Source organism: Halobacillus karajensis, from assembly GCF_900108515.1.
Lineage (GTDB): Bacteria > Bacillota > Bacilli > Bacillales > Halobacillaceae > Halobacillus > Halobacillus karajensis.
In genome coordinates this window covers 292,010-311,728 of record NZ_FNWW01000004.1, presented here as the reverse complement: position 1 = coordinate 311,728, position 19,719 = coordinate 292,010, and the positions used below count along the sequence as shown (strand labels likewise).

The 19,719-nt window shown below is 41.6% G+C and carries 24 protein-coding genes; 23 read left to right on the top strand and 1 reads right to left on the bottom strand.

Annotation, left to right across the window (positions count from 1 at the left end; all coding sequences use genetic code 11):
- Nucleotides 1–69: 69 nt before the first annotated feature.
- The 14 genes from BLW54_RS10780 to BLW54_RS10715 all read left to right on the top strand — a co-directional run bounded on the left by BLW54_RS10780 (nucleotide 70) and on the right by BLW54_RS10715 (nucleotide 10,345).
- The gene (locus tag BLW54_RS10780) at nucleotides 70–1,245 is read left to right on the top strand and encodes a D-alanyl-D-alanine carboxypeptidase family protein (RefSeq protein ID WP_074734530.1); all 1,176 of its coding nucleotides are present in this window, start codon (nucleotides 70–72) and stop codon (nucleotides 1,243–1,245) included.
- Between the two features lie 93 nt (nucleotides 1,246–1,338).
- On the top strand, nucleotides 1,339–1,704 hold the full coding sequence (gene spoIIAA / locus BLW54_RS10775; protein ID WP_035504784.1) for an anti-sigma F factor antagonist: 366 nt from the start codon (nucleotides 1,339–1,341) through the stop codon (nucleotides 1,702–1,704).
- Nucleotides 1,689–2,129 carry an anti-sigma F factor gene (gene spoIIAB, locus BLW54_RS10770; protein WP_035504787.1) on the top strand — a complete coding sequence of 147 codons (441 nt, stop codon included), beginning with the start codon at nucleotides 1,689–1,691 and terminating at the stop codon, nucleotides 2,127–2,129. Before spoIIAA ends, spoIIAB begins: the two co-directional genes overlap by 16 nt.
- 10 nt (nucleotides 2,130–2,139) lie before the next feature.
- Entirely contained in the window at nucleotides 2,140–2,886 is a 747-nt protein-coding gene (gene sigF, locus BLW54_RS10765; protein WP_035504788.1) for an RNA polymerase sporulation sigma factor SigF, read from the top strand.
- 119 nt (nucleotides 2,887–3,005) lie between these two features.
- Nucleotides 3,006–3,623, top strand: coding sequence for a stage V sporulation protein AA (locus BLW54_RS10760; protein WP_244153503.1), 618 nt, complete (start codon nucleotides 3,006–3,008; stop codon nucleotides 3,621–3,623).
- Nucleotides 3,610–4,020 (top strand): stage V sporulation protein AB, encoded by a 411-nt coding sequence (locus BLW54_RS10755; protein WP_074734527.1) that lies wholly within the window; start codon nucleotides 3,610–3,612, stop codon nucleotides 4,018–4,020. The genes BLW54_RS10760 and BLW54_RS10755 overlap by 14 nt, the downstream gene beginning before the upstream one ends.
- A gap of 26 nt (nucleotides 4,021–4,046) precedes the next feature.
- Nucleotides 4,047–4,505, top strand: coding sequence for a stage V sporulation protein AC (spoVAC, locus tag BLW54_RS10750; RefSeq protein WP_439330197.1), 459 nt, complete (start codon nucleotides 4,047–4,049; stop codon nucleotides 4,503–4,505).
- 12 nt (nucleotides 4,506–4,517) lie between these two features.
- On the top strand, nucleotides 4,518–5,534 hold the full coding sequence (gene spoVAD, locus BLW54_RS10745) for a stage V sporulation protein AD (RefSeq protein WP_035504793.1): 1,017 nt from the start codon (nucleotides 4,518–4,520) through the stop codon (nucleotides 5,532–5,534).
- Complete coding sequence (spoVAE, locus tag BLW54_RS10740) at nucleotides 5,531–5,881, top strand: stage V sporulation protein AE (protein ID WP_035504795.1); 351 nt, start codon at nucleotides 5,531–5,533, stop codon at nucleotides 5,879–5,881. The genes spoVAD and spoVAE overlap by 4 nt, the downstream gene beginning before the upstream one ends.
- A gap of 24 nt (nucleotides 5,882–5,905) precedes the next feature.
- Nucleotides 5,906–7,375: a spore germination protein gene (locus tag BLW54_RS10735; RefSeq protein WP_035504797.1), complete on the top strand. Its 1,470-nt coding sequence runs from the start codon at nucleotides 5,906–5,908 to the stop codon at nucleotides 7,373–7,375.
- 116 nt (nucleotides 7,376–7,491) lie between these two features.
- On the top strand, nucleotides 7,492–8,787 hold the full coding sequence (gene lysA / locus BLW54_RS10730) for a diaminopimelate decarboxylase (RefSeq protein ID WP_074734522.1): 1,296 nt from the start codon (nucleotides 7,492–7,494) through the stop codon (nucleotides 8,785–8,787).
- Nucleotides 8,788–8,801: 14 nt separating this feature from the next.
- Nucleotides 8,802–9,236 carry a peptidylprolyl isomerase gene (locus BLW54_RS10725; RefSeq protein WP_035504800.1) on the top strand — a complete coding sequence of 145 codons (435 nt, stop codon included), beginning with the start codon at nucleotides 8,802–8,804 and terminating at the stop codon, nucleotides 9,234–9,236.
- An 18-nt stretch (nucleotides 9,237–9,254) separates the two neighbouring features.
- Nucleotides 9,255–9,704: a site-2 protease family protein gene (locus BLW54_RS10720; RefSeq protein ID WP_074734519.1), complete on the top strand. Its 450-nt coding sequence runs from the start codon at nucleotides 9,255–9,257 to the stop codon at nucleotides 9,702–9,704.
- A gap of 275 nt (nucleotides 9,705–9,979) precedes the next feature.
- Nucleotides 9,980–10,345: a GNAT family N-acetyltransferase gene (locus tag BLW54_RS10715; protein ID WP_035504804.1), complete on the top strand. Its 366-nt coding sequence runs from the start codon at nucleotides 9,980–9,982 to the stop codon at nucleotides 10,343–10,345.
- Nucleotides 10,346–10,519: 174 nt separating this feature from the next.
- Here the strand turns inward: BLW54_RS10715 and BLW54_RS10710 are convergent, their stop codons facing one another.
- Nucleotides 10,520–10,987 carry a DUF309 domain-containing protein gene (locus BLW54_RS10710; protein WP_074734516.1) on the bottom strand — a complete coding sequence of 156 codons (468 nt, stop codon included), beginning with the start codon at nucleotides 10,985–10,987 and terminating at the stop codon, nucleotides 10,520–10,522.
- 410 nt (nucleotides 10,988–11,397) lie between these two features.
- Between BLW54_RS10710 and BLW54_RS10705 the strand changes: the two genes are divergently transcribed.
- The 9 genes from BLW54_RS10705 (at nucleotide 11,398) to ccsB (ending at nucleotide 19,463) form a co-directional block, all read left to right on the top strand.
- Complete coding sequence (locus BLW54_RS10705; protein WP_074734513.1) at nucleotides 11,398–12,153, top strand: segregation/condensation protein A; 756 nt, start codon at nucleotides 11,398–11,400, stop codon at nucleotides 12,151–12,153.
- The gene (gene scpB, locus BLW54_RS10700; protein ID WP_074734510.1) at nucleotides 12,144–12,734 is read left to right on the top strand and encodes an SMC-Scp complex subunit ScpB; all 591 of its coding nucleotides are present in this window, start codon (nucleotides 12,144–12,146) and stop codon (nucleotides 12,732–12,734) included. The genes BLW54_RS10705 and scpB overlap by 10 nt, the downstream gene beginning before the upstream one ends.
- Nucleotides 12,735–12,934: 200 nt before the next feature.
- Nucleotides 12,935–14,029: a D-alanyl-D-alanine carboxypeptidase family protein gene (locus BLW54_RS10695; protein WP_035504813.1), complete on the top strand. Its 1,095-nt coding sequence runs from the start codon at nucleotides 12,935–12,937 to the stop codon at nucleotides 14,027–14,029.
- The gene (locus tag BLW54_RS10690) at nucleotides 14,017–14,607 is read left to right on the top strand and encodes a nucleoside recognition domain-containing protein (protein ID WP_035504815.1); all 591 of its coding nucleotides are present in this window, start codon (nucleotides 14,017–14,019) and stop codon (nucleotides 14,605–14,607) included. Before BLW54_RS10695 ends, BLW54_RS10690 begins: the two co-directional genes overlap by 13 nt.
- On the top strand, nucleotides 14,604–15,119 hold the full coding sequence (locus BLW54_RS10685; RefSeq protein WP_074734507.1) for a spore maturation protein: 516 nt from the start codon (nucleotides 14,604–14,606) through the stop codon (nucleotides 15,117–15,119). Before BLW54_RS10690 ends, BLW54_RS10685 begins: the two co-directional genes overlap by 4 nt.
- A gap of 138 nt (nucleotides 15,120–15,257) precedes the next feature.
- Nucleotides 15,258–15,986 carry a pseudouridine synthase gene (locus tag BLW54_RS10680; protein ID WP_035507457.1) on the top strand — a complete coding sequence of 243 codons (729 nt, stop codon included), beginning with the start codon at nucleotides 15,258–15,260 and terminating at the stop codon, nucleotides 15,984–15,986.
- Between the two features lie 54 nt (nucleotides 15,987–16,040).
- Nucleotides 16,041–16,592, top strand: coding sequence for a thiol-disulfide oxidoreductase ResA (gene resA, locus BLW54_RS10675; protein ID WP_035504819.1), 552 nt, complete (start codon nucleotides 16,041–16,043; stop codon nucleotides 16,590–16,592).
- A 28-nt stretch (nucleotides 16,593–16,620) separates the two neighbouring features.
- A complete protein-coding gene (resB, locus tag BLW54_RS10670; RefSeq protein ID WP_074734504.1) occupies nucleotides 16,621–18,255 on the top strand; it encodes a cytochrome c biogenesis protein ResB in 1,635 nt (544 codons plus the stop codon).
- A gap of 17 nt (nucleotides 18,256–18,272) precedes the next feature.
- The gene (ccsB, locus tag BLW54_RS10665; protein ID WP_074734501.1) at nucleotides 18,273–19,463 is read left to right on the top strand and encodes a c-type cytochrome biogenesis protein CcsB; all 1,191 of its coding nucleotides are present in this window, start codon (nucleotides 18,273–18,275) and stop codon (nucleotides 19,461–19,463) included.
- The last annotated feature ends 256 nt before the right edge of the window (nucleotides 19,464–19,719 follow it).

Genomic DNA, 19,719 nt, shown 5'->3' with positions numbered 1-19,719 from the left:
GACATCATGTATAGAAGGTGATGGTAAGGGAATGCTAGGGGCACTTAAAGCAATTGGGAGGTTTAGGTTATGAAAAAGATGATGGGTGTATGTCTCGCTCTTTGTTTAGTGTTCTTTCTTCTTCCGCTAAACATGACTTTGGCTGAGGAAAAGGAATCGACAGAGATCGTCAATTCGGCAAAGTCGGCGATTTTAATGGAAAAGAACAGCGGGATGACGCTTTATAATAAAGAAGCAAATAAAAAGCTGCCCCCAGCGAGTATGACAAAAGTGATGACCCTTTTATTGATCATGGAAGAGCTCGAAAATGGCGGTATAAAATTAGATGAAAAAGTCCGCATCAGTGAACATGCTGCTTCGATGGGAGGATCGCAGATCTTTCTTGAAGCGGGAGAGGAAATGACAGTAGAGGATTTATTGAAAGGCATCGCTGTAGCATCAGGGAATGATGCGAGTGTGGCTATGGCCGAGCGAATATCCGGAAGTGAAAAAGAGTTCGTTGCCCAGATGAATAAGAAGGCGAAAGACTTAGGGTTAAAGGATACTCATTTCCAAAACCCTACAGGGCTGCCTGCAGAGGATCATTATAGTACGGCCCACGATATGGCTGTAATGGCTAGAGAATTACTGCTTCATGATAAAGTAACTGAATACACGAAAATCTATGATGATTACTTAAGAAAAGGTCAGGATAACGAATTCTGGCTCGTAAATACAAACAAACTGATTAAAAACTATCCTGGAATGGATGGGTTGAAAACGGGGTATACCTCAGAAGCAAAATATTGCCTGACAGCATCTGCTCAGCGTAATGATATGCATATGATTGCGGTCGTGATGGGTGCTGAAAGTCCTAAAAAGAGAAATGCAGATGTTACAAGCCTGCTTGATTATGGTTTCAGCCAATATGAAGGTGTGAAGCTCTATTCCAAAGATGATACTATGAATACAATGAAGATAACTCGCGGCAAACCGATGCATTTGAACCTGTCCCCAGAAAAAGATGTGGTCGTTCTTAAGAAGAAAAATGATAAGAAAAGCGATTACCAAACCGAAATAAAAATGGCCAAGTCCACTGATCTACCGTTGAAAAAAGGGGCCCACATGGGGTGGGTAGTCGTGAAGAATGGGGAGGAAGAAGTGGCGAAAGTACGTCTGGAAACATCTGAATCGGTAGAAAAAGCCGGATTCCCTGCTTTGTGGCAGCGTTCATGGAGGAATTTGACGAGCTTTCAGAGGTTTTAGCACATTCCCACTAGTATTGTTTTTGAGCAGGAAATGACAGCAAAAAGTACGAAAAGACATAGTGACTCTTATAAGTCAGAGGAGGTAATTCACTTGAGTCTTCAAGTCAATTTTGCTGTCAGAGAAAATGTATTGCTCGTCCGGTTAGAAGGGGAGCTTGACCATCATGAAGCGACTGGACTTCGAGAAGATTGGCAGAAAGAATTAAATAACGACGGTATCGAACATGTGATTGTCAATTTACAAAAATTGTCCTTCATGGATAGTTCAGGCCTTGGTGTGATGCTCGGTCGCTATAAAGAAGTGCAAGCGAAAGGGAACGAAATGATGATTTGTTCCATTTCACCGGAAGTTCGCAGACTGTTCGATATGTCAGGAATGTTCAAAATCATGAAACTCGTGGATGACGAGGCATCCGCGTTGGAGATGTTGGGGGTGGCATCATGCGAAATGAAATGACGTTGGAATTTACGAGTGTTAGTGAAAATGAGTCACTTGCCCGTGTGTCCGTAGCCGCTTTTATAAGCCAGGTCAATCCCACGATGGAAGAATTGACAGATATCAAGACAGTCGTTTCCGAGGCTGTGACAAATGCCATTATTCACGGGTATGATGAAAAATCGGATGAAAAAGTCATGCTTATGTGTGCGATTGATGATGGAGAGATCGAACTGATTATCAAGGATCGAGGCCATGGAATTGAGAACATAGATATTGCAAGGGAGCCTCTTTACACCTCGAAACCGGAATGGGAACGTTCTGGCATGGGTTTTACGATTATGGAGAATTTCATGGATCAAGTAGATATCACATCAGAGCCCGGGATTGGTACGACGATCCGAATGACGAAGCAACTTACGTCAACCCGCGCTTTGTGTAATTGAGGTCGCGCCTATGAGCGATACGACAAAAGAACGTCTGTCCGACAAAGATGTCAAAGACTTGATTAAAAAGAGTCAGGCGGGCGATCAAGAGGCAAGGGATTATTTAGTTGAAAAGAATACCCGCCTTGTTTGGTCGGTCGTCCAGCGTTACCTGCGCCGTGGATATGATCAAGATGATCTGTATCAAATTGGTTGTATCGGGTTGCTTAAATCGATAGATAAGTTTGATTTAAGCTACGACGTTCGATTTTCCACGTATGCCGTGCCCATGATCATCGGAGAAATCCAGCGGTTTATTCGTGATGATGGAAGTGTGAAAGTAAGTCGGAGTTTGAAAGAGCTCAATCATAAAGTAAGGGCAAAAAAAGAAGAATTATTGAAAGAGCACGGCCGTTCCCCTACAGTGAATGAACTTGCCGATGCGCTGGGGCTTACGAAAGAAGAAATCGTCCAGGCGGAGGAAGTTGGACGAACGCCCCAATCGATTTACGAAACTGTTTACGAGAATGAAGGCGATCCGATTACGCTTGTCGACCAAATAGCTGAGGAAGAGAATAATTGGTTTGATCATCTGACATTACAAGATGTTATGAGTAAACTGGACAAGAGAGAACGTTTAATTATCTACCTAAGGTATTATAAGGATCAGACACAGACGGAAGTGGCAGAACGTCTCGGTATTTCTCAAGTTCAGGTTTCGCGGTTAGAAAAGAAAATTCTTGCAGATATGAAGGAAACGATGAATGATACGAGCTGAAAGCTGTACCTAAAATGGTACAGTTTTTTTATGGTTTTATGGAAGGAAGCTGTCTGTATGTTTTCCTGCATCTCACACATAATAAGTCTAAGAAAAACATGCAGGGGAGGCGAAAGAAGTTGGCGACTCCTGTCTATATACGTATGAAACAATCCATTTATGTTCAGCCTCAGGCGAAAATACGTCTGGAAGATGTGGCGCGTGTTACAGGATCCAAGCGTCACAAATCAGTCCTACAGAAGATGGTCTTACATCAAGTGACTGAAGATGATCAGAACATTGTGGTCGTTGATTCTTTTATGCTGATTGAGCAGGTGTTAGAGAAGTTTCCTGACTTAGAAATTGAATTGATTGGGCCGAACCAATGTGTTGTTCATGTAGAAAAACATAAAAAGCAGCCATCTCCTTTATTAATTAGCGGAATATGGATTTTGCTTTTTATCGGTGCCGCTATGGCGATTATGAATTTTCACTATGATGTGAGCATGCAAGAAGTACAACAAAAATTACACTTCATGCTGACTGGTGAAGAGGTTGAACATCCTTTATGGATACAGGTTCCCTATTCCATTGGACTTGGGATTGGAATGATTCTATTTTTCAATCATTGGTTCCAGAAGCGATTTAACGAAGAACCAAGTCCTATGGAAGTGGAAATTTTCAATTACCAGGAGGATCTCGATCATTACGTAGCCATTAAAGAAAATAAGGTGGAAAAAAAGGATGTGGATCGTTGAAGCACTTATAGGACTTGCGGCTGGAATTGCTGTAGGTACTGGCTTTGTAGCTTTTCTGACTGTTCTGGGAATCATCCCTCGTCTTATGCAATTAAGTCATTCTGAGTCAAAGCTTAGGCATTACGAAATGGCTGTTATTTTAGGCGTATTTGCTGGTATCTACCTCTCATTTGGTGATGGACCAGTAAAAATGACTTTGATTGGTCTTATGATATGGGGACTTTTTCATGGGATTTTTATTGGGATGCTTGCAGCAGCTTTGACAGAGGTTCTTAATGTCTTTCCACTGTTATTCAAAAGAATCGGGGTCGATGGATTTCTTTTCACATTGTTAATGGCTTTGGTTTTAGGGAAAATCGCTGGTTCATTGTTTCAATGGATTATGTTTGTTAAATGACAAAGGGATTAATAGGAGGAAAAAAAGTGGATAAACAACCGTTAAATGAAAAGAACTTTGATAAAGCACGAAAATCTTATCAAACGAAACCGCCTATTTTAATGAATTGCTTGAAAGCCTTTATCATTGGTGGGTTGATTTGTGTATTCGGTGAACTTTTGACACAAATGTATATTCATTGGTTTGATTTTAGTGAAAAAAATGCAACCAATCCGATGGTTGCAACCTTGATTTTAATAGCAGCTCTTGCCACTGGATTTGGTGTATATGATAAGCTCGGACAATTTGCTGGAGCAGGATCGGCGGTCCCTGTGACAGGGTTTGCCAACTCGATTACTTCGGCTGCTCTTGAACATAAATCTGAAGGATACGTGCTTGGAGTGGCGACTAATTTATTCAAACTGGCAGGATCAGTGATTGTTTTTGGAGTAGTTGCCGCTTATGTTCTTGGGATCATTCGATATGCCTGGAAGCTTATTTTTTAGGAGGAAATGGATATGGCAAAAACAGGAACACAATCATGGACGTTTACAAGCCCTGTATATTTACAATCTACAGGAACCGCAGTTGGCCCTATGGAAGGAGAAGGCCCGCTTAAGGACACCTATGACATTATTCATGAAGAGCTTCACTGTGGAGAATCCAATTGGGAGCTTGCTGAACGCAAATTAATGACAGATGCAGTCCGAGTCTGTTTGCAAAAAGCAGGTATGGACCAATCCAATATTGATTTGTTTTTAGCTGGAGATTTATTAAATCAAAATGTCACAGGAAATTATGTGGCCAGACAGCTTGGAATTCCTGTTCTTGGTATGTTTGGGGCGTGTTCGACAAGTATGGAGACACTGGCAACTGGTGCCGCTCTTGTTGAAGCCGGCTACGCAAAGCAAGCGTTAGTCGCCGTGAGTTCTCATAACTGTACAGCTGAACGTCAATTCCGTTATCCAACAGAGTACGGTGGACAAAAACCAAATACGGCTACATTCACGGTTACAGGTAGCGGGGCTGCTATTCTTTCGAAAAACCCTTCTCCTATCCAAGTAGAGGCGGCAACGATTGGTAAAGTCATGGACTACAGTATAAAAGATCCATTTGATATGGGGTCTGCTATGGCACCTGCGGCCTGGGATACTATTAAAACTCACTTAGAGGATATGGGCCGTGTCCCAGGAGATTATGATGTGATTGCTACAGGTGATCTTTCGGCGGTAGGAACCCCGATACTTAAAGACATGATGAAGCAGGACGGGTATGACATCGGGGATGTGCATAGAGACTGTGGGCTTCTTGTTTATCACAGTGATCAACCCGTTTTCGCTGGAGGAAGTGGCTGTGCTTGTTCAGCTGTTGTAACGTATGGAAAAATTGTTCAAGACTTAATTAGCGGTAAGTATAAACGTGTCTTGATCGTAGCCACAGGCGCTCTGATGAGTCCGATGATGCTTCAGCAAAAGGAATCGATTCCAGGAATCGCTCACGCTGTGGTGTTGACGAGAGGAGAGGGTGAATCATGACGTTCTTGTGGGCTTTCCTTGTTGGAGGAGGCATTTGTGTGATTGGGCAGATTCTTCTTGATGTATTCAAATTGACTCCTGCTCATGTGATGTCATCATTTGTTGTGGCAGGCGCAGTTTTGGATGCCTTTGACCTATATGACAATTTAATAAGATTTGCAGGGGGAGGCGCCACTGTGCCGATTACAAGCTTCGGGCATTCGTTGCTACACGGCGCGATGGAGCAGGCTGACGAACATGGCGTTATAGGGGTAGCCATTGGTATTTTCGAATTGACATCAGCCGGTATTGCCTCTGCCATCTTGTTCGGCTTTATAGTTGCTGTCATATTCAAGCCTAAAGGATAAATAGTGATCAAGGAGCGGAGGTTTATGCCTGAAAATAATAATGAAACACCGATCGTCATGAAACTTGAACAGAACCGTATGATGATGAACGAGCGGATCGGCGTAGAACAGTCCTTTGATGTAGGATTCCGGACGTTGACATTGCTTGGTCATGAAGTAAACTTTTACTATGTCACAGGCCTTGTCGAGACTCCGATGGTAGTTGAAGTCATGCGTCAACTGATGGAAATGAATGACATTGAAGAGAACGTCGAATCTGTTTTTAAAACGATCAAAGATGAGATTCCACATCAACAAGTAGATACCACATCCAACTTGGAAGAATGCATCACTCAGATGCTGTCAGGGTTAATGGTCATTTTCATTGATGGTGAAACGGAAGCATTCATTGTGGATGTTCGGACCTACCCAGGCCGGACCCCGGAAGAACCAGATACGGAAAAAGTTATTCGAGGATCAAGAGATGGATATACGGAAAACATTATTGAAAATACTGCTCTTACACGACGCCGGATTCGGGATGAGCGTCTCCGTCATGAAATCATGCAGGTAGGAAATCGCTCGAAGACCGATGTTTGTATTTCTTATATTAAAGATGTGGCAGACCCTGGTCTTATCGATTTGTTAAAAGAAGAAATACAAAATATTGATACAGATGGGTTGTCCATGGCAGATAAAACGCTTGAGGAGTATCTTGTGAATCAGGGGAGGAACCCCTTTCCTTTGGTCAGATACACGGAAAGGCCGGATGTTGTGGCTTCCCATTTATTTGAAGGACATGTCGTCATCATGACGGACACATCACCAAGTATGATTATCACACCTACTACTTATTTTCATCATGTTCAGCATGCGGAGGAATTCCGTCAATCGCCACCCGTTGGGACATTTGTCCGCTGGATACGTTTTTTTGGGATCTTCGCTTCTGTTTTTTTGCTCCCATTATGGATGTTATTCGTTATGCAGCCGGACTTGCTTCCGGAACCGCTGTCATTTATCGGTCCGAATGAGGAAAGTAGCATTCCCATCATTTTTCAAATTTTAATCGCTGATCTTGGACTTGAAATGTTGAGGATAGCTGCTATTCATACACCGACCCCGTTATCGACAGCCATGGGGCTAATAGCTGCTGTGCTTATAGGGCAGATAGCCATCGATGTAGGAATGTTCGTACCGGAAGTTATCCTTTACGTTGCTGTAGCTGCGATTGGATCTTATTCCACGCCTAGTTATGAATTATCTGTCGCTAATAAGATGGCACGTATTTTGTTCGTTATCCTTGTCGCCTTGTTTGGTACGAAAGGTTTAATGATTGGTTTCTTAGCTTATATTCTGCTACTAGCGAGTACGAAGTCTCTAAACACTCCTTATTTATGGCCGTTTTTGCCGTTTAACTTAAAAGCTGCAATCCAGATTTTGCTTCGTCTAAGCATGCCATCATTGAAGGTTCGACCAAGTATCGTCCATCCGCAGAACAATCATCGTCAGAAATAATCATATTGCCCGTTCTTTAGCATTGTGATAAATTAAAATAAATCTTACATGTCCTTTGACTTACAAAGGGCATTTTCTTTTATCATTCCCCGTGTTACGGGAAAAGGTGGGATACGATGGACCGTACTGCTAATGAACGAGGGCAGCTAATGATCGGACAAGTTCCTGCATCGGAACTAGCTGAACATTATGGTACCCCTCTCTATGTATATGATGTAGAAAAAATAAGGACCAAGGCTCGTGCTTTCGTCCGGACATTTGAAGAAAGTGGTGTTGCGGCTCAAGTGGCCTATGCCAGTAAAGCATTTTCGGCAGTAGCTATGCTGCAAGTCGCGAATCAAGAAGGATTGAGCCTTGATGTCGTCTCAGAGGGAGAATTACATACGGCCCTTGAAGCAGGTTTTCCTGTGGAGAAAATTCATATGCACGGGAACAATAAAAGCATCCGCGAATTAGAAATGGCTGTGAAGCATCAGATTGGTTGTATAGTAGTAGATAATTTTTATGAAATTGAGCTCTTACAGACCATCTTAAAGGAACAAAATAAAAAAATAGACGTACTGCTTAGAGTGACTCCCGGGATAGAGGCTCACACCCATGACTATATTCTTACAGGTCAGGAAGATTCGAAGTTCGGCTTCGATTTAACGAGTGGTCAGGCAGAAGAAGCATTTATGAAGGTACAGGATGATTCAAATATTCGGATGTCCGGATTACATTGCCATATCGGCTCCCAAATCTTTGAAACGAGTGGGTTTGAAATGGCAGCAAGAAAACTATTTAAGACATTGGAAGGATGGCGGGAGCGTTTTGATTATGAAGCAAGTGTCTTAAATTTAGGTGGTGGGTTTGGTATTCAATATACCAAGGATGATGAACCTCTTGGATTAGACCAATATGCCTATGCCTTGATTAATGAAGTGAAAAGACTTTCCACTCAATATAATTATCCTATGCCTGAAATCTGGATAGAGCCCGGGCGTGCGATTGTCGGGGAAGCAGGGATGACCATTTATACGGTAGGATCGATTAAAGAAGTCCCTGAAGTAAGGACGTATGTATCTGTTGATGGTGGAATGACAGACAATATCCGCCCGGCACTTTATCAGGCGAAATATGAAGCTGCTCTTATAGAAAAAATGGATGAAAAAGCTGAGAAAGAATATTCAATTGCTGGGAAGTGCTGTGAATCAGGGGATATGCTAATATGGGATGTAGCATTACCAAAAATTGAACACGGCGATAGACTTGCAGTTTTCAGCACAGGAGCGTATGGTTATGCTATGGCAAACAATTACAACCGCTTTCAAAAAGCGGCTGTCGTGTTCGTTGAAAATGGTGAACACCAACTGGTTGTAAGAAGAGAGAGCTACCAGGAGATGACACGACTTGATTTATCCTATGAAAAATGAGAGGGGTATGAGAAATGAAACAAGCAACGATTGAATTTGAAAATGGAGAAAAAATGCTGATTGAACTTTATGATGAGGCTGCACCAAATACGGTAGCGAATTTTGAAAAACTTGCAAATGATGAATTCTATGATGGACTGACATTTCACCGTGTCATCCCTGATTTTGTCATCCAGGGAGGTTGCCCGAATGGTACGGGTACGGGCGGCCCGGGGTATACAATTAATTGTGAGACTGAAGGGAACCCTCATAAACATGAACGGGGTTCACTTTCTATGGCACATGCTGGGAAAGATACAGGTGGAAGTCAATTCTTTGTCTGCCACTCCGCACAACCGCATCTAGACGGCCGTCACACCGTTTTCGGTAAAGTAATCGAAGGCGTAGATACGGTTGACCGTGTCCGTGTAGGGGATGTTATGCAAAAGGTAAGAGTAGAAGATAAATAAGCGGAATAAGATCATTTCATGATCGGCACCATACTTGTATTAATCTTTTTAGTGGCGCCTCTTAGTCAGCTCATCCATGAACTCGGCCATATCATACCAGGTCTATTGTTTCGTTCAGATCATAGCGAACTTCATCTGGGCCGGGGGAAGGTGTTATTAAGTTGGAAACAGAAAAGGGTACGAGTGTGTATTCATCTTCTTTTCTTTCAAGGAGCTTACTCGCTCAATGAACGTGAATCCTTTTTTTCAAACCGTGAAAAGATTTGGATCAGTGCAGGGGGACCATTATTAAATGGTTTGACAGCCTCTTCCTTATTTTTTCTATCGTTAGAAGAAGGGTATGGTTGGTTCACGCTTCCTTTTCTTTTTAACTTATATCTGGCTGTTATAAACCTTATCCCTTTCTCACTTAAAGGAAAGGTTTCAGACGGATACCGCATTCTACAAGCGCTTAAACGGTGTAAATAGGGTTGAATAATCATAAACAATGCTATATTCTATGTAGCGGGGCAAATCACGATTTAACCGGGGGCAGCGTAGAATGAAAAAGAAAAACTGGATGCTGTTTACGTTTTTGGCGTTGTTCAGCTTGGGCTGGGGTTTATACTACTGGTTCGGAATTGTTATGTGAGGTTGACACGCACAAGAACTTAGACAATGATTGAAAGTAACAATTGTTCGGTATCGATTCAATCGATCATCTGGAACTCTAGGAAAGTTATTTTCATAATTGAGGGGTTAATATGCTAATTCGTTATAAAAAATCATTTGAAAAGATTGCGATGGGTTTGCTTTCTTTCATGCCTGAAGTTTCCGATGTAAAGACACTTCAGGAAATTATTAAAGAATATGATTCCAATCCTGATTGGAATTTGTTTTTGTGGAAAGAGGAGGACATTATCGGTGCAGTCGGCGTCCGTGTAGAGGATGGGAAGGCCATCATTCAGCACGTATCTGTTAACCCTTCCCACCGTAACGCTGGGATTGGAAAACAAATGATTCACCGTGTCCGTGACCACTTTAAAGGTGAGCGGGAAGTCTGTGCAGATATAGCTACAGAATCCTTTATCGATAAATGTGATGAAGAAAGTGCCTCTTCACAGTTATAAATGAAAAAGGAGGTGTCCATTTGTGGCACCTCCTTTTGTTGTCTAGGGGCTGCCCCTTTTTCATGGAGGGGATTAAGTCCACCTTTTCGGTTTACAAAACGATATCTGTGAGGCTTCTTGCCAGGGTAGATAGATTGGATAGATGATGTTTCTTCTTTTCTTTCGAGAAAGGAATTATTGCTTCCTCATCTTGTGTTTATAAACCAGACTCTTTTTAGATAGATCACTTGGTGAGCCGTAGGCTACATTCCAATGCTGACATAAGAGCTGGACTTCCTTACGGAGTTCCAGGTCAATGACCGGCATATTCCAGCTGCGATAGGGAAGGCCATCGTGCAAACGTCTATAGTTTTCCTGTATTTGATTGTGCAAATGCACACCGTCTAAACCTAATTGATAAAGGCCCTCTTGATGGTAACGTGATTTAACAAGGCATCGTTTCATAAGTGTCAAGGCTCCATTTTGGTTACCTTGCCGGTCATGGTACATGGCTACTGCAATCTGTATGAAAAGGACCCAAATGGAAGATCGATTGTTGGCATCCACTTTTTTCCAATGTTCTTCAAGCACTTCATGACATTCAAAGTAATCTCTCGTCCCATGAAAATGAGCAAGATACTCAATATAGGGTTTTGGATACATATAAAAACTCCGTTCTATGTTGGATTCATGTCTAATAGGGTGAACGGGACGACGCCGCTCATACAAAGCATGAACAATATTACCGGGCCGCTTCTTTAAAGAGCTTTTCTAAAGCTCCCCGTGTTCACCTCATTCTAAACGAAGGGAAAATAAAAATGTAACAAATATCGGAAATCAGGTTGATGAAGTTCTTAGCGTTCTCGTGAAACTTTTGAGCATTATAAATTACTACTATATCATTGACTCAAAACACAGGACTATTAATTACTTCGTCCAAATGATTATACAGAGAGTGGACAAAGTTATTTTAATAAACGGAGAAGAATTCTACAAGCAGACTCTACTGTCAGACAGGGCAGTTTTTTGATACCATTATAAAGAAGTACTACGGAACGTAAAGGAAGAATGATATGACAAAAAGCTACCAAGTGAAAGTGGAAGGCTTTGAAGGGCCTCTTGATCTTCTTTTACATTTGATCAACCGCTATGAAATTGATATCTATGATATACCCGTTTCTCAAATCACGGATCAATATATGCACTATATCCATACCATGCAAGAACTAGAGCTTGATCTTGCTAGTGAATATCTGGTCATGGCCGCATCTCTTCTCGCTATTAAAAGTCAGATGCTGCTGCCAAATCAGAATATGGAAGATGATTTTGAAGAAGGGGAAATGGAAGAGGATCCGCGTGAAGATTTGATGCGGAGACTCATTGAGTATCGGAAATATAAACAGGCAGCTGAAGAATTAAAGGAAAAAGAACTTGATGCCAACCGTATTTATACTCGACCCCCTTTGAGCTTGGAAGGCTGGGATGATGGAGAAGCGGAGGTACGTCCTGGAGAAGCTTCGATTTATGATATGATTCAAGCAATGGGTAAATTGATGAAACGAACCAAGACAGAGAGACCCCAGGAAGCAAAAGTCCGTAGAGATGAAATTCCGATTCAAATGAGAATGGAAGAGATCCTGGGGAAAATTGACGTGAAACCAGATGGTACTCCTTTTCATCAATTGTTTGAAAAGCGAACACGACCACATATTGTTGTCACTTTCATCGCTTTACTAGAATTGATGAAGAGTAATGACATCGTGTGTGTTCAACAACAACACTTTGATGAACTAATTGTATATAAGATGGAGGATGCACCATGGAGTTAGAGGATTATAAAGCTATCACCGAAGGATTATTATTTGCAGCTGGAGAAGAAGGGCTTACCAAAAAGAAACTCACCCAATTACTAGAGCTAAGCTCAAAGGATTTAGACAATCTATTAAATGAAATGATAGAGGAATATAAAGAACGAGATAGAGGATTGACCCTCATGGATTCCCAAGGCACTCTGCATTTGACTACAAAACCGGAACATGCCTCTTATTATAAGCGTCTCCTTGATTCACCTGGATCAACCCGGTTATCTCAAGCCGCTCTCGAAACTCTTGCGATTATTGCTTATCAGCAGCCCATTACCAGGGTTGAGGTAGACGATCTTAGAGGTGTGAAAAGTGACCGCGCGATACAAACCCTCGTTAATCGGGGGCTGATAGAGGAAAAAGGCCGAAAAGATGCTATCGGTCGCCCAATATTATATGGAACAACAAAAGATTTTCTCATTTATTTTGGGTTGACTTCCATTGATGAACTTCCCCCATTATCTGAACTGAAGCAAGGGGAAGAAGAGGAAGGAGAAGCAGATCTGTTTTTTGAAAAATTCACAGAAGATCCTTTTGCTGATGAGTGACAAATAAACTGCCCCGGGGTTGTGGGGCAGTTTATTTGTTTTTTTGGTAAACCCTTAAATCCCTCTTTAGCCGTAAGGGTCATTTTTAAGGCTGTTACAGTACTTTGCAGCATACGCTCAAGTTCTGTATTCCTCATACTCATAAGCTTGTACGCTTTTGCATAAGTTGAAGCAAACGATGAGAATAGGAGGAACTCCTTTTGAGAAGGCTTCTTTTTATATTTTTGGCTATTCCATTAATCCTCCCTCTTTGTGAGGTGGACAGGGTTCAGGCCAATCCTAATATAAAGGTTTCTGCGGAGCGTGCGGTGTTGATGGATGCAGAGTCAGGAAGGGTTTTATTTGAGAAGAATGCATACGATCCTACGTTGATTGCAAGCACGACTAAGATTATGACAGCCATTATTGCGATTGAATCAGGGATGATGGAGGAAGACGTGAAAGTAAGTAAAAGAGCTGTTTATACGGAAGGATCTTCCATCTATCTGACGGAAAATGAAAAAATCCCTCTCAAGGATCTCGTTTATGGATTAATGCTCCGGTCTGGGAACGACTCAGCTGTTGCAATAGCTGAGCATGTTGGGGGAAGTGTGGAAGGTTTTGTCCATTTAATGAATGAAAAAGCGGCCTGGCTTGGCATGAATAATAGTCATTTTGAAAATCCTCATGGTTTAGATGGAGAAACACATTATTCCAGTGCTTATGATTTAGGATTACTTATGGCCTACTCCATGAAAAATGATACATTCCGTGAAGTAACAGGCAGTGAATTGTACCGTTCAGAAAACAGGGACTACTCTTGGCGGAATAAAAATAAAATGCTCACCCAGTACTATGAACCTACGAACGGTGGAAAAACAGGTTTTACAAAAGCAGCGGGAAGAACATTAGTGACAAGTGCTGAAAAAGACGGGATGGAATTGATCGCGGTCACTTTAAGAGCGTCAGATGATTGGAACGATCATAAACGGATGTTCGAATGGGGATTTAATAACTTCGAAACTGTTAAGCTCCAAAGTGAAGGGGTGGTTGAAGCCAATGGTCAAACGTATTACATCCCGAGGGATATTTATTATCCTTTAACACTATCAGAAAAAGAAGACCTTCGTGCTGCCTTTTATCGTTATGATGAGAAAAATAATACAACAAATCTGGCGGGGGTCACAGCCTTCATGGTGGGTCAAACCCCTGTTTTAGAAGCGCCTGTTTGGAATGAACGTCCTTCACAATCCTTCTTTTCAGAAGTGAAAAACTTTTTGAACAGAATGATGGGGGGAGTACCATGGTCAACCTGATCTGGGCTTTTCTTGCTGTTGCTGGTATCGCATATGCAGCCTTTAACGGAACAATGGAAGAGGTTAATAAAGCGATTTTTTCAACATTAGATGAAGCCCTTATGATTACATTAAGCCTGGCAGGTGTACTGATTTTCTGGTTGGGCCTCATGAAAATCGCCGAGGAAGCTGGATTGCTTGCAGGTCTGGCTAAGCTATTTCGCCCTGTAGTAAAAAGAATTTTTCCGGACATCCCTGAGAACCACCCAGCCCTTGGTTATATATTATCAAATATGACGGCAAATATGTTTGGGTTAGGAAATGCAGCCACACCAATGGGGCTAAAAGCAATGAAAGAGTTAAAAAACCTTTCTGGATCAGATAAAGCCAGCAGATCAATGATTACGCTGCTGGCTATTAATACTTCTTCTCTTACGATTGTCCCGACGACGGTAATCGCCATTCGGATGAAATATGATTCTAGTGATCCAACATCAATTGTAGGAGCCACGATCTTGGCAACGATCATTTCAACCATTTCCGCATTGTTAATCGATCGCTATTTTTATTATAGAAGGAAGAGGGCGATGCGTTCATGATTAGTATTTGGCTCATCCCTTCCATTATTCTCCTTGTTCTAGTGACTGCGACGGTAAAAAGGATTCCTTCTTATGAAGTATTTGTGGAAGGAAGTAAAGAAGGAATACAAATTGCTATTAGTTTATTGCCTTTTTTATTAGGAATGATGGTTTCTATAGCTATTTTTCAAGCATCCGGGGCCATGGAGGCAGTTGTTAAGCTCTTTCAACCCCTAATGTCCATGATCGGCGCTCCAGCAGAAATCCTCCCTCTAGCCTTCATAAGACCGATATCCGGGACAGCAGCTTTAAGTATGACAACAGAGCTGATCCGTACTTTTGGACCTGATTCGTTTATAGGGAAGCTGGCTTCTGTTATGCAGGGAAGTACGGACACAACCCTCTACATCATCACGGTCTATTTTGGAGCTATCGGAATTAAGAGGATGGGGGATGCTTTGAAAGTTGGACTCTTGGCGGATTTAGTTGGTATAATAGCTTCTATAGTGATAGTTATCATCCTATTTAGCTGATAGGATGATTTTTTTGTTCAAAACTTTGCAGTATGTGTATAATGTAGATGAACTGTTGAGCCGCGCTTCGAGAGCGTGGCTCCGTTTCTGATGAAATGTAAGTATAATAAGAAAGTTGGTGACGGTCGTATGGCAGATATGGAACGACTACAAAAGGTGATCGCCCACGCAGGTATTGCCTCAAGACGTAAAGCTGAAAAGTTGATTCTAGATGGAAAAGTGACAGTCAATGGAAAAGTAGTAACAGAACTTGGAACAAAAGTAGGTAAAAATGATGACGTTGAAGTGGAAGGGGTTCCGATTGATAAAGAAGAGCCTGTCTACTATTTGCTTTATAAGCCACGTGGTGTTATTTCAAGTGTTAGTGATGACAAAGGACGTAAAGTTGTCACAGATTTTCTTCCGGACGTGCAGGAAAGAATTTTCCCTATAGGACGTCTCGATTATGATACATCAGGGTTGATTTTGTTAACGAATGATGGTGAATTCGCAAATCAGCTTATGCACCCAAGTCACGAGGTGGATAAAGTGTATATAGCAAAGACAAAAGGAATCCCCTCAAAAGAGCAATTGAAGCAATTGAAAAAAGGCATGACTGTTGATGGAGAGTATTTAAAAGCCGTCCATGCCAAAATTAATTCGACGGATACAAAGAAAAATACAGCCATCGTTCAAATTATTCTTCATGAAGGCAAAAACCGCCAAGTACGAAGGATGTTTGAATCTTTAGGATTCCCCGTAGATAAGTTGAAACGTGAAAGATACGGATCTTTAGATTTAAAAGGAATGAATGCAGGGGATTTCCGTCCGTTAAAACCATATGAAGTCAAGCAGCTTCGTGCACTTGCAGAGAAAAATGTTGAATAACGTTCAAATTTACATGTAGCTATCGATGTTATAATGGTTTAGGAGTGAAATATGATGAAGGAAAAAACCATTAAAAAGAAAAAAAGACGTCTTATTTTCCGTACGTCCATGCTTGCCGTTATGGTGGGGCTTGTAGTGTTCGCTCTCGTAGCCAACGGGAAAGATGAACAATCTGTGATTGCCAAGGGGGAAGAGGCACCGGACTTTCAATTGAAAAAGTTCGGCACGGATGAGACGATCCGGTTAAGCGATCTCAAAGGAAAAGGCGTCATGGTGAACTTTTGGGCAACCTATTGTAAACCATGCAAAGAGGAAATGCCTTATATGGAAGAATTGTATCCGAAATATAAAGAGAAAGGTGTCGAAATCCTCGCCATTAATTTGGATTCGACTGAGCTTGTCGTAGAGAATTTTGTGAACGAATACAATTTAACTTTCCCAATTCTCCAGGACAAAAATGGACAAGTGATGGAGCTTTATAATATCGGACCCATTCCTTCCACACTATTCATCAACCCAGAGGGTGAAATCGAAGAGCAAGTGATCGGTCCATTGACATTAGATAAACTGGAAGGTCACTTACAAAGTATAACACCTGAGGAATAGAGTCTACTTGACATTGTGAGGTTTTATTATGAAAGAAATTACCTGTGAATGTGGTCATGTAAATCCTGAGGGAACGGTGCTGTGTGAAGCGTGCGGGAAACCTGTAGAGAAGAATCAGCATATCGACGGTAATGAAGATAAGAAACTCCTTAATATGCGATATGATGGCAGTGCCCGCAGGTCACAAACGTATAATCGAACGATTATCGACAAAATATGGAATTTCTTTTCCTCTGTTAAAGTCGGTGTCTCATTGATATTTATAGTCGTAATTGCATCAGCTATTGGAACCATCTTTCCTCAGGAAGAATTTATCTCGAGTAATGTAGATCCTTCTACTCATTACCGTGATCAATACGGGATGGCAGGTCAAATTTATTACCAGTTAGGTTTTCACGATTTATTTAGTTCATGGTGGTTTATGCTTTTGCTCGCGATGTTGGGAATATCGATTGTAATCGCATCTATTGACCGCTTCTTCCCATTGTATAAAACATTGAAAAAGCAGAAGCCGAAGCGGCATGAGCTTTTCATGAAAAAACAACGGATTTTTGGAGAAACGCAAGCAGATAATATTGATATTGATCGTTTTAAAGCTAATTTAAAGAAGAGACGTTTTAAACTCTATGAACAAGACGGGCACATTTTGGCAGAGAAAAATCGTTTTGCAAGGTGGGGCCCATACGTTAACCATATTGGACTGATTATTTTTTTATTAGGGGCGTTATTACGATTTGTCCCTGCCTTTTACGTGGATGAATTTATTTGGGTAAGAGAAGGAGAAACTACTCTGATCTCTGGTACGGAGGGAGAGTTTTATATAGAAAATAAAGCTTTCACCCTCGAAACCTATGATAAGGACAACCCTGAAGATGCAAGGTTTAAAGAAGCCATCGAAAGTCAGGATGGTGCGATTCCGAAAACCTTTCGTACAGATGCTGTTATATATGAGCGGACAAATCAAGGGGTGACAGGCGCTGATCCTGAATTAGAGCCGATAAAGGAAGGCTCAGCTACAATGAATAACCCACTGAAATTTGATGACTACGCTCTTTATCAAGCTAGTTATCAATTGAATGAATTTAGTGAAATGTCTTTCAAAATCCACGATTCAGATGATGAAGAATCCAATCATGGGGAGTTCACTATTGATTTAGCCAACCCTCAATCTACATATGAATTGGACGGAGGGTTCAGGGTAGAGGTGGTAAATTATTTCCCTGATTATGAAATGCAGGACGGTCAACCGGCTTCTGTATCAAAATATCCGCGAAATCCTGCATTCGTCTTTAACCTTTATCCGCCTGGTGAAGAAACACCGGAAACAAGTTTCCTGGGAATTGGCGCAAATATCGATGCTGGTCAAGATAATCAATATAAACTAGGTCTTACTAGCTTTGATGTTCGGGATGTAACAGGTTTAACTGTCAAAAAAGATCACACTCTAGGAATCATATCTCTTGGAGGTGCAATCTTTATGATCGGTGTCATCCAGGGAATGTATTGGAATCACCGTCGAATATGGCTCCAACCTAGACCTGATGGTGCTTGGATTGCTGGACATACAAACAAAAACTGGTATGCCTTGAGGATGGAGATTGAGAAGTCCATTGAAGGTACTCAAATCGAAGCTCCCCAGGATCAGTATGAAATGAAATCATAGAGTCAGGAGGATGAAAAATGGGAGACTTGTCAACGATAAGCGGCAATCTGCTCTACGCTGCTTTTTTTATCTATTTAATTGCAACCCTGTTCTTTGCTGCAACGATTCGGGATAAAAAGAAAAGCAAGAGTAAGATGGCAGGAAATATAGGGATCTCGCTTGCAATTATAGGATTCCTCACCCAAGTGGGATATTTTATTACGAGGTGGATCGCAAGCGGCCATGCCCCGATTAGTAATCTGTTTGAATATACAACATTTTTTGGAATGATGCTTGTATTTGCGTTTATCATTCTATATTTCATCTATCGTGTTGATTTGCTTGGATTATTTGCACTACCGATTGCCTTGCTTCTTATTGCATTTGCGAGCATGTTTCCAACGGAAATTTCTCCTCTTGTTCCATCGCTGCAATCACATTGGTTATATATCCATGTAACGACAGCATCTCTCGGACAGGGGATTTTATCGGTTAGCTTTGTTGCTGGATTGATTTTCTTAATCAGCCAGGTCGATCAGACTAGACGTACTAAACATACGACTTGGCTTGAATTTGTTATTTATGTCATTGCAGCTACGCTTGCATTTATCATTATAAGTTCTACATTCAACGCATTGGATTATGAGGCAACATTTGAGGCTCCTGTTGAGGGCCAGCAGACGGAAGTGACTTATGAAATGCCTGCCCTGGCTGGTCCGAATGAGGGGGTCATGATCAGTGAAGGTGTAATGTCTCCAATTTTCCACGCTCCTGAATGGATGCGAGGAGAAGATGCTGCTAAAAAATTCAATACATTCTTATGGTCGATTTTAGGTGGACTCATCCTTTATTGGGGTGTTCGCTTAATTATTCGGAAGCGCATTGCTGCAGCAGTACAACCACTACTGAATAAGAAAGTTAACCCTGAACTTGTCGATGAAATTTCCTACCGCGCTGTCGCCATAGGTTTCCCTGTATTTACATTGGGAGCACTTATTTTTGCTATGATATGGGCGCAACAGGCTTGGGACCGCTTCTGGGGGTGGGATCCGAAAGAAGTTTGGGCATTGATTACTTTCTTCTTTTACGCTGCCTACTTACACCTGCGTCTCTCCAGAGGATGGCAGGGAATGAAGTCAGCGTGGCTTGCAGTAGGTGGCTTCGGAATAATTATGTTCAATTTGATTGCGGTCAACTTAATCATATCCGGATTACATTCCTATGCTTAAATACTAAAGACGCTTGAGCTATCTCCCGACAAGTTTAAGTCATGCCTCTGTGTGAGGATCCATGTCAAACGAGGGATTGGCTTAATTCCACAGGGGTGAAGCGGATTCATATAAATGGCTAGACAAGAACAGAAGGCAGGCGAGACAATAGGCTCGACCTGCCCTTTGTATAAGGGTCTATCTTGTGGTGAAATGAACGCAAGTTGAACTTAGTATTTGGTAAATATAGAGGTTATTTTATGTACATGGAGGTTTA

Coding starts and splice junctions, on each gene's coding strand:
- BLW54_RS10780 (WP_074734530.1), top strand. CDS start 70: ATGAAAAAGATGATGGGTGTATGTCTCGCTCTTTGTTTAGTGTTCTTT.
- spoIIAB (WP_035504787.1), top strand. CDS start 1,689: ATGCGAAATGAAATGACGTTGGAATTTACGAGTGTTAGTGAAAATGAG.
- sigF (WP_035504788.1), top strand. CDS start 2,140: ATGAGCGATACGACAAAAGAACGTCTGTCCGACAAAGATGTCAAAGAC.
- BLW54_RS10755 (WP_074734527.1), top strand. CDS start 3,610: ATGTGGATCGTTGAAGCACTTATAGGACTTGCGGCTGGAATTGCTGTA.
- spoVAD (WP_035504793.1), top strand. CDS start 4,518: ATGGCAAAAACAGGAACACAATCATGGACGTTTACAAGCCCTGTATAT.
- spoVAE (WP_035504795.1), top strand. CDS start 5,531: ATGACGTTCTTGTGGGCTTTCCTTGTTGGAGGAGGCATTTGTGTGATT.
- BLW54_RS10735 (WP_035504797.1), top strand. CDS start 5,906: ATGCCTGAAAATAATAATGAAACACCGATCGTCATGAAACTTGAACAG.
- lysA (WP_074734522.1), top strand. CDS start 7,492: ATGGACCGTACTGCTAATGAACGAGGGCAGCTAATGATCGGACAAGTT.
- BLW54_RS10725 (WP_035504800.1), top strand. CDS start 8,802: ATGAAACAAGCAACGATTGAATTTGAAAATGGAGAAAAAATGCTGATT.
- BLW54_RS10720 (WP_074734519.1), top strand. CDS start 9,255: ATGATCGGCACCATACTTGTATTAATCTTTTTAGTGGCGCCTCTTAGT.
- BLW54_RS10715 (WP_035504804.1), top strand. CDS start 9,980: ATGCTAATTCGTTATAAAAAATCATTTGAAAAGATTGCGATGGGTTTG.
- BLW54_RS10710 (WP_074734516.1), bottom strand. CDS start 10,987: ATGTATCCAAAACCCTATATTGAGTATCTTGCTCATTTTCATGGGACG.
- BLW54_RS10705 (WP_074734513.1), top strand. CDS start 11,398: ATGACAAAAAGCTACCAAGTGAAAGTGGAAGGCTTTGAAGGGCCTCTT.
- scpB (WP_074734510.1), top strand. CDS start 12,144: ATGGAGTTAGAGGATTATAAAGCTATCACCGAAGGATTATTATTTGCA.
- BLW54_RS10690 (WP_035504815.1), top strand. CDS start 14,017: ATGGTCAACCTGATCTGGGCTTTTCTTGCTGTTGCTGGTATCGCATAT.
- BLW54_RS10685 (WP_074734507.1), top strand. CDS start 14,604: ATGATTAGTATTTGGCTCATCCCTTCCATTATTCTCCTTGTTCTAGTG.
- BLW54_RS10680 (WP_035507457.1), top strand. CDS start 15,258: ATGGAACGACTACAAAAGGTGATCGCCCACGCAGGTATTGCCTCAAGA.
- resA (WP_035504819.1), top strand. CDS start 16,041: ATGAAGGAAAAAACCATTAAAAAGAAAAAAAGACGTCTTATTTTCCGT.
- resB (WP_074734504.1), top strand. CDS start 16,621: ATGAAAGAAATTACCTGTGAATGTGGTCATGTAAATCCTGAGGGAACG.
- ccsB (WP_074734501.1), top strand. CDS start 18,273: ATGGGAGACTTGTCAACGATAAGCGGCAATCTGCTCTACGCTGCTTTT.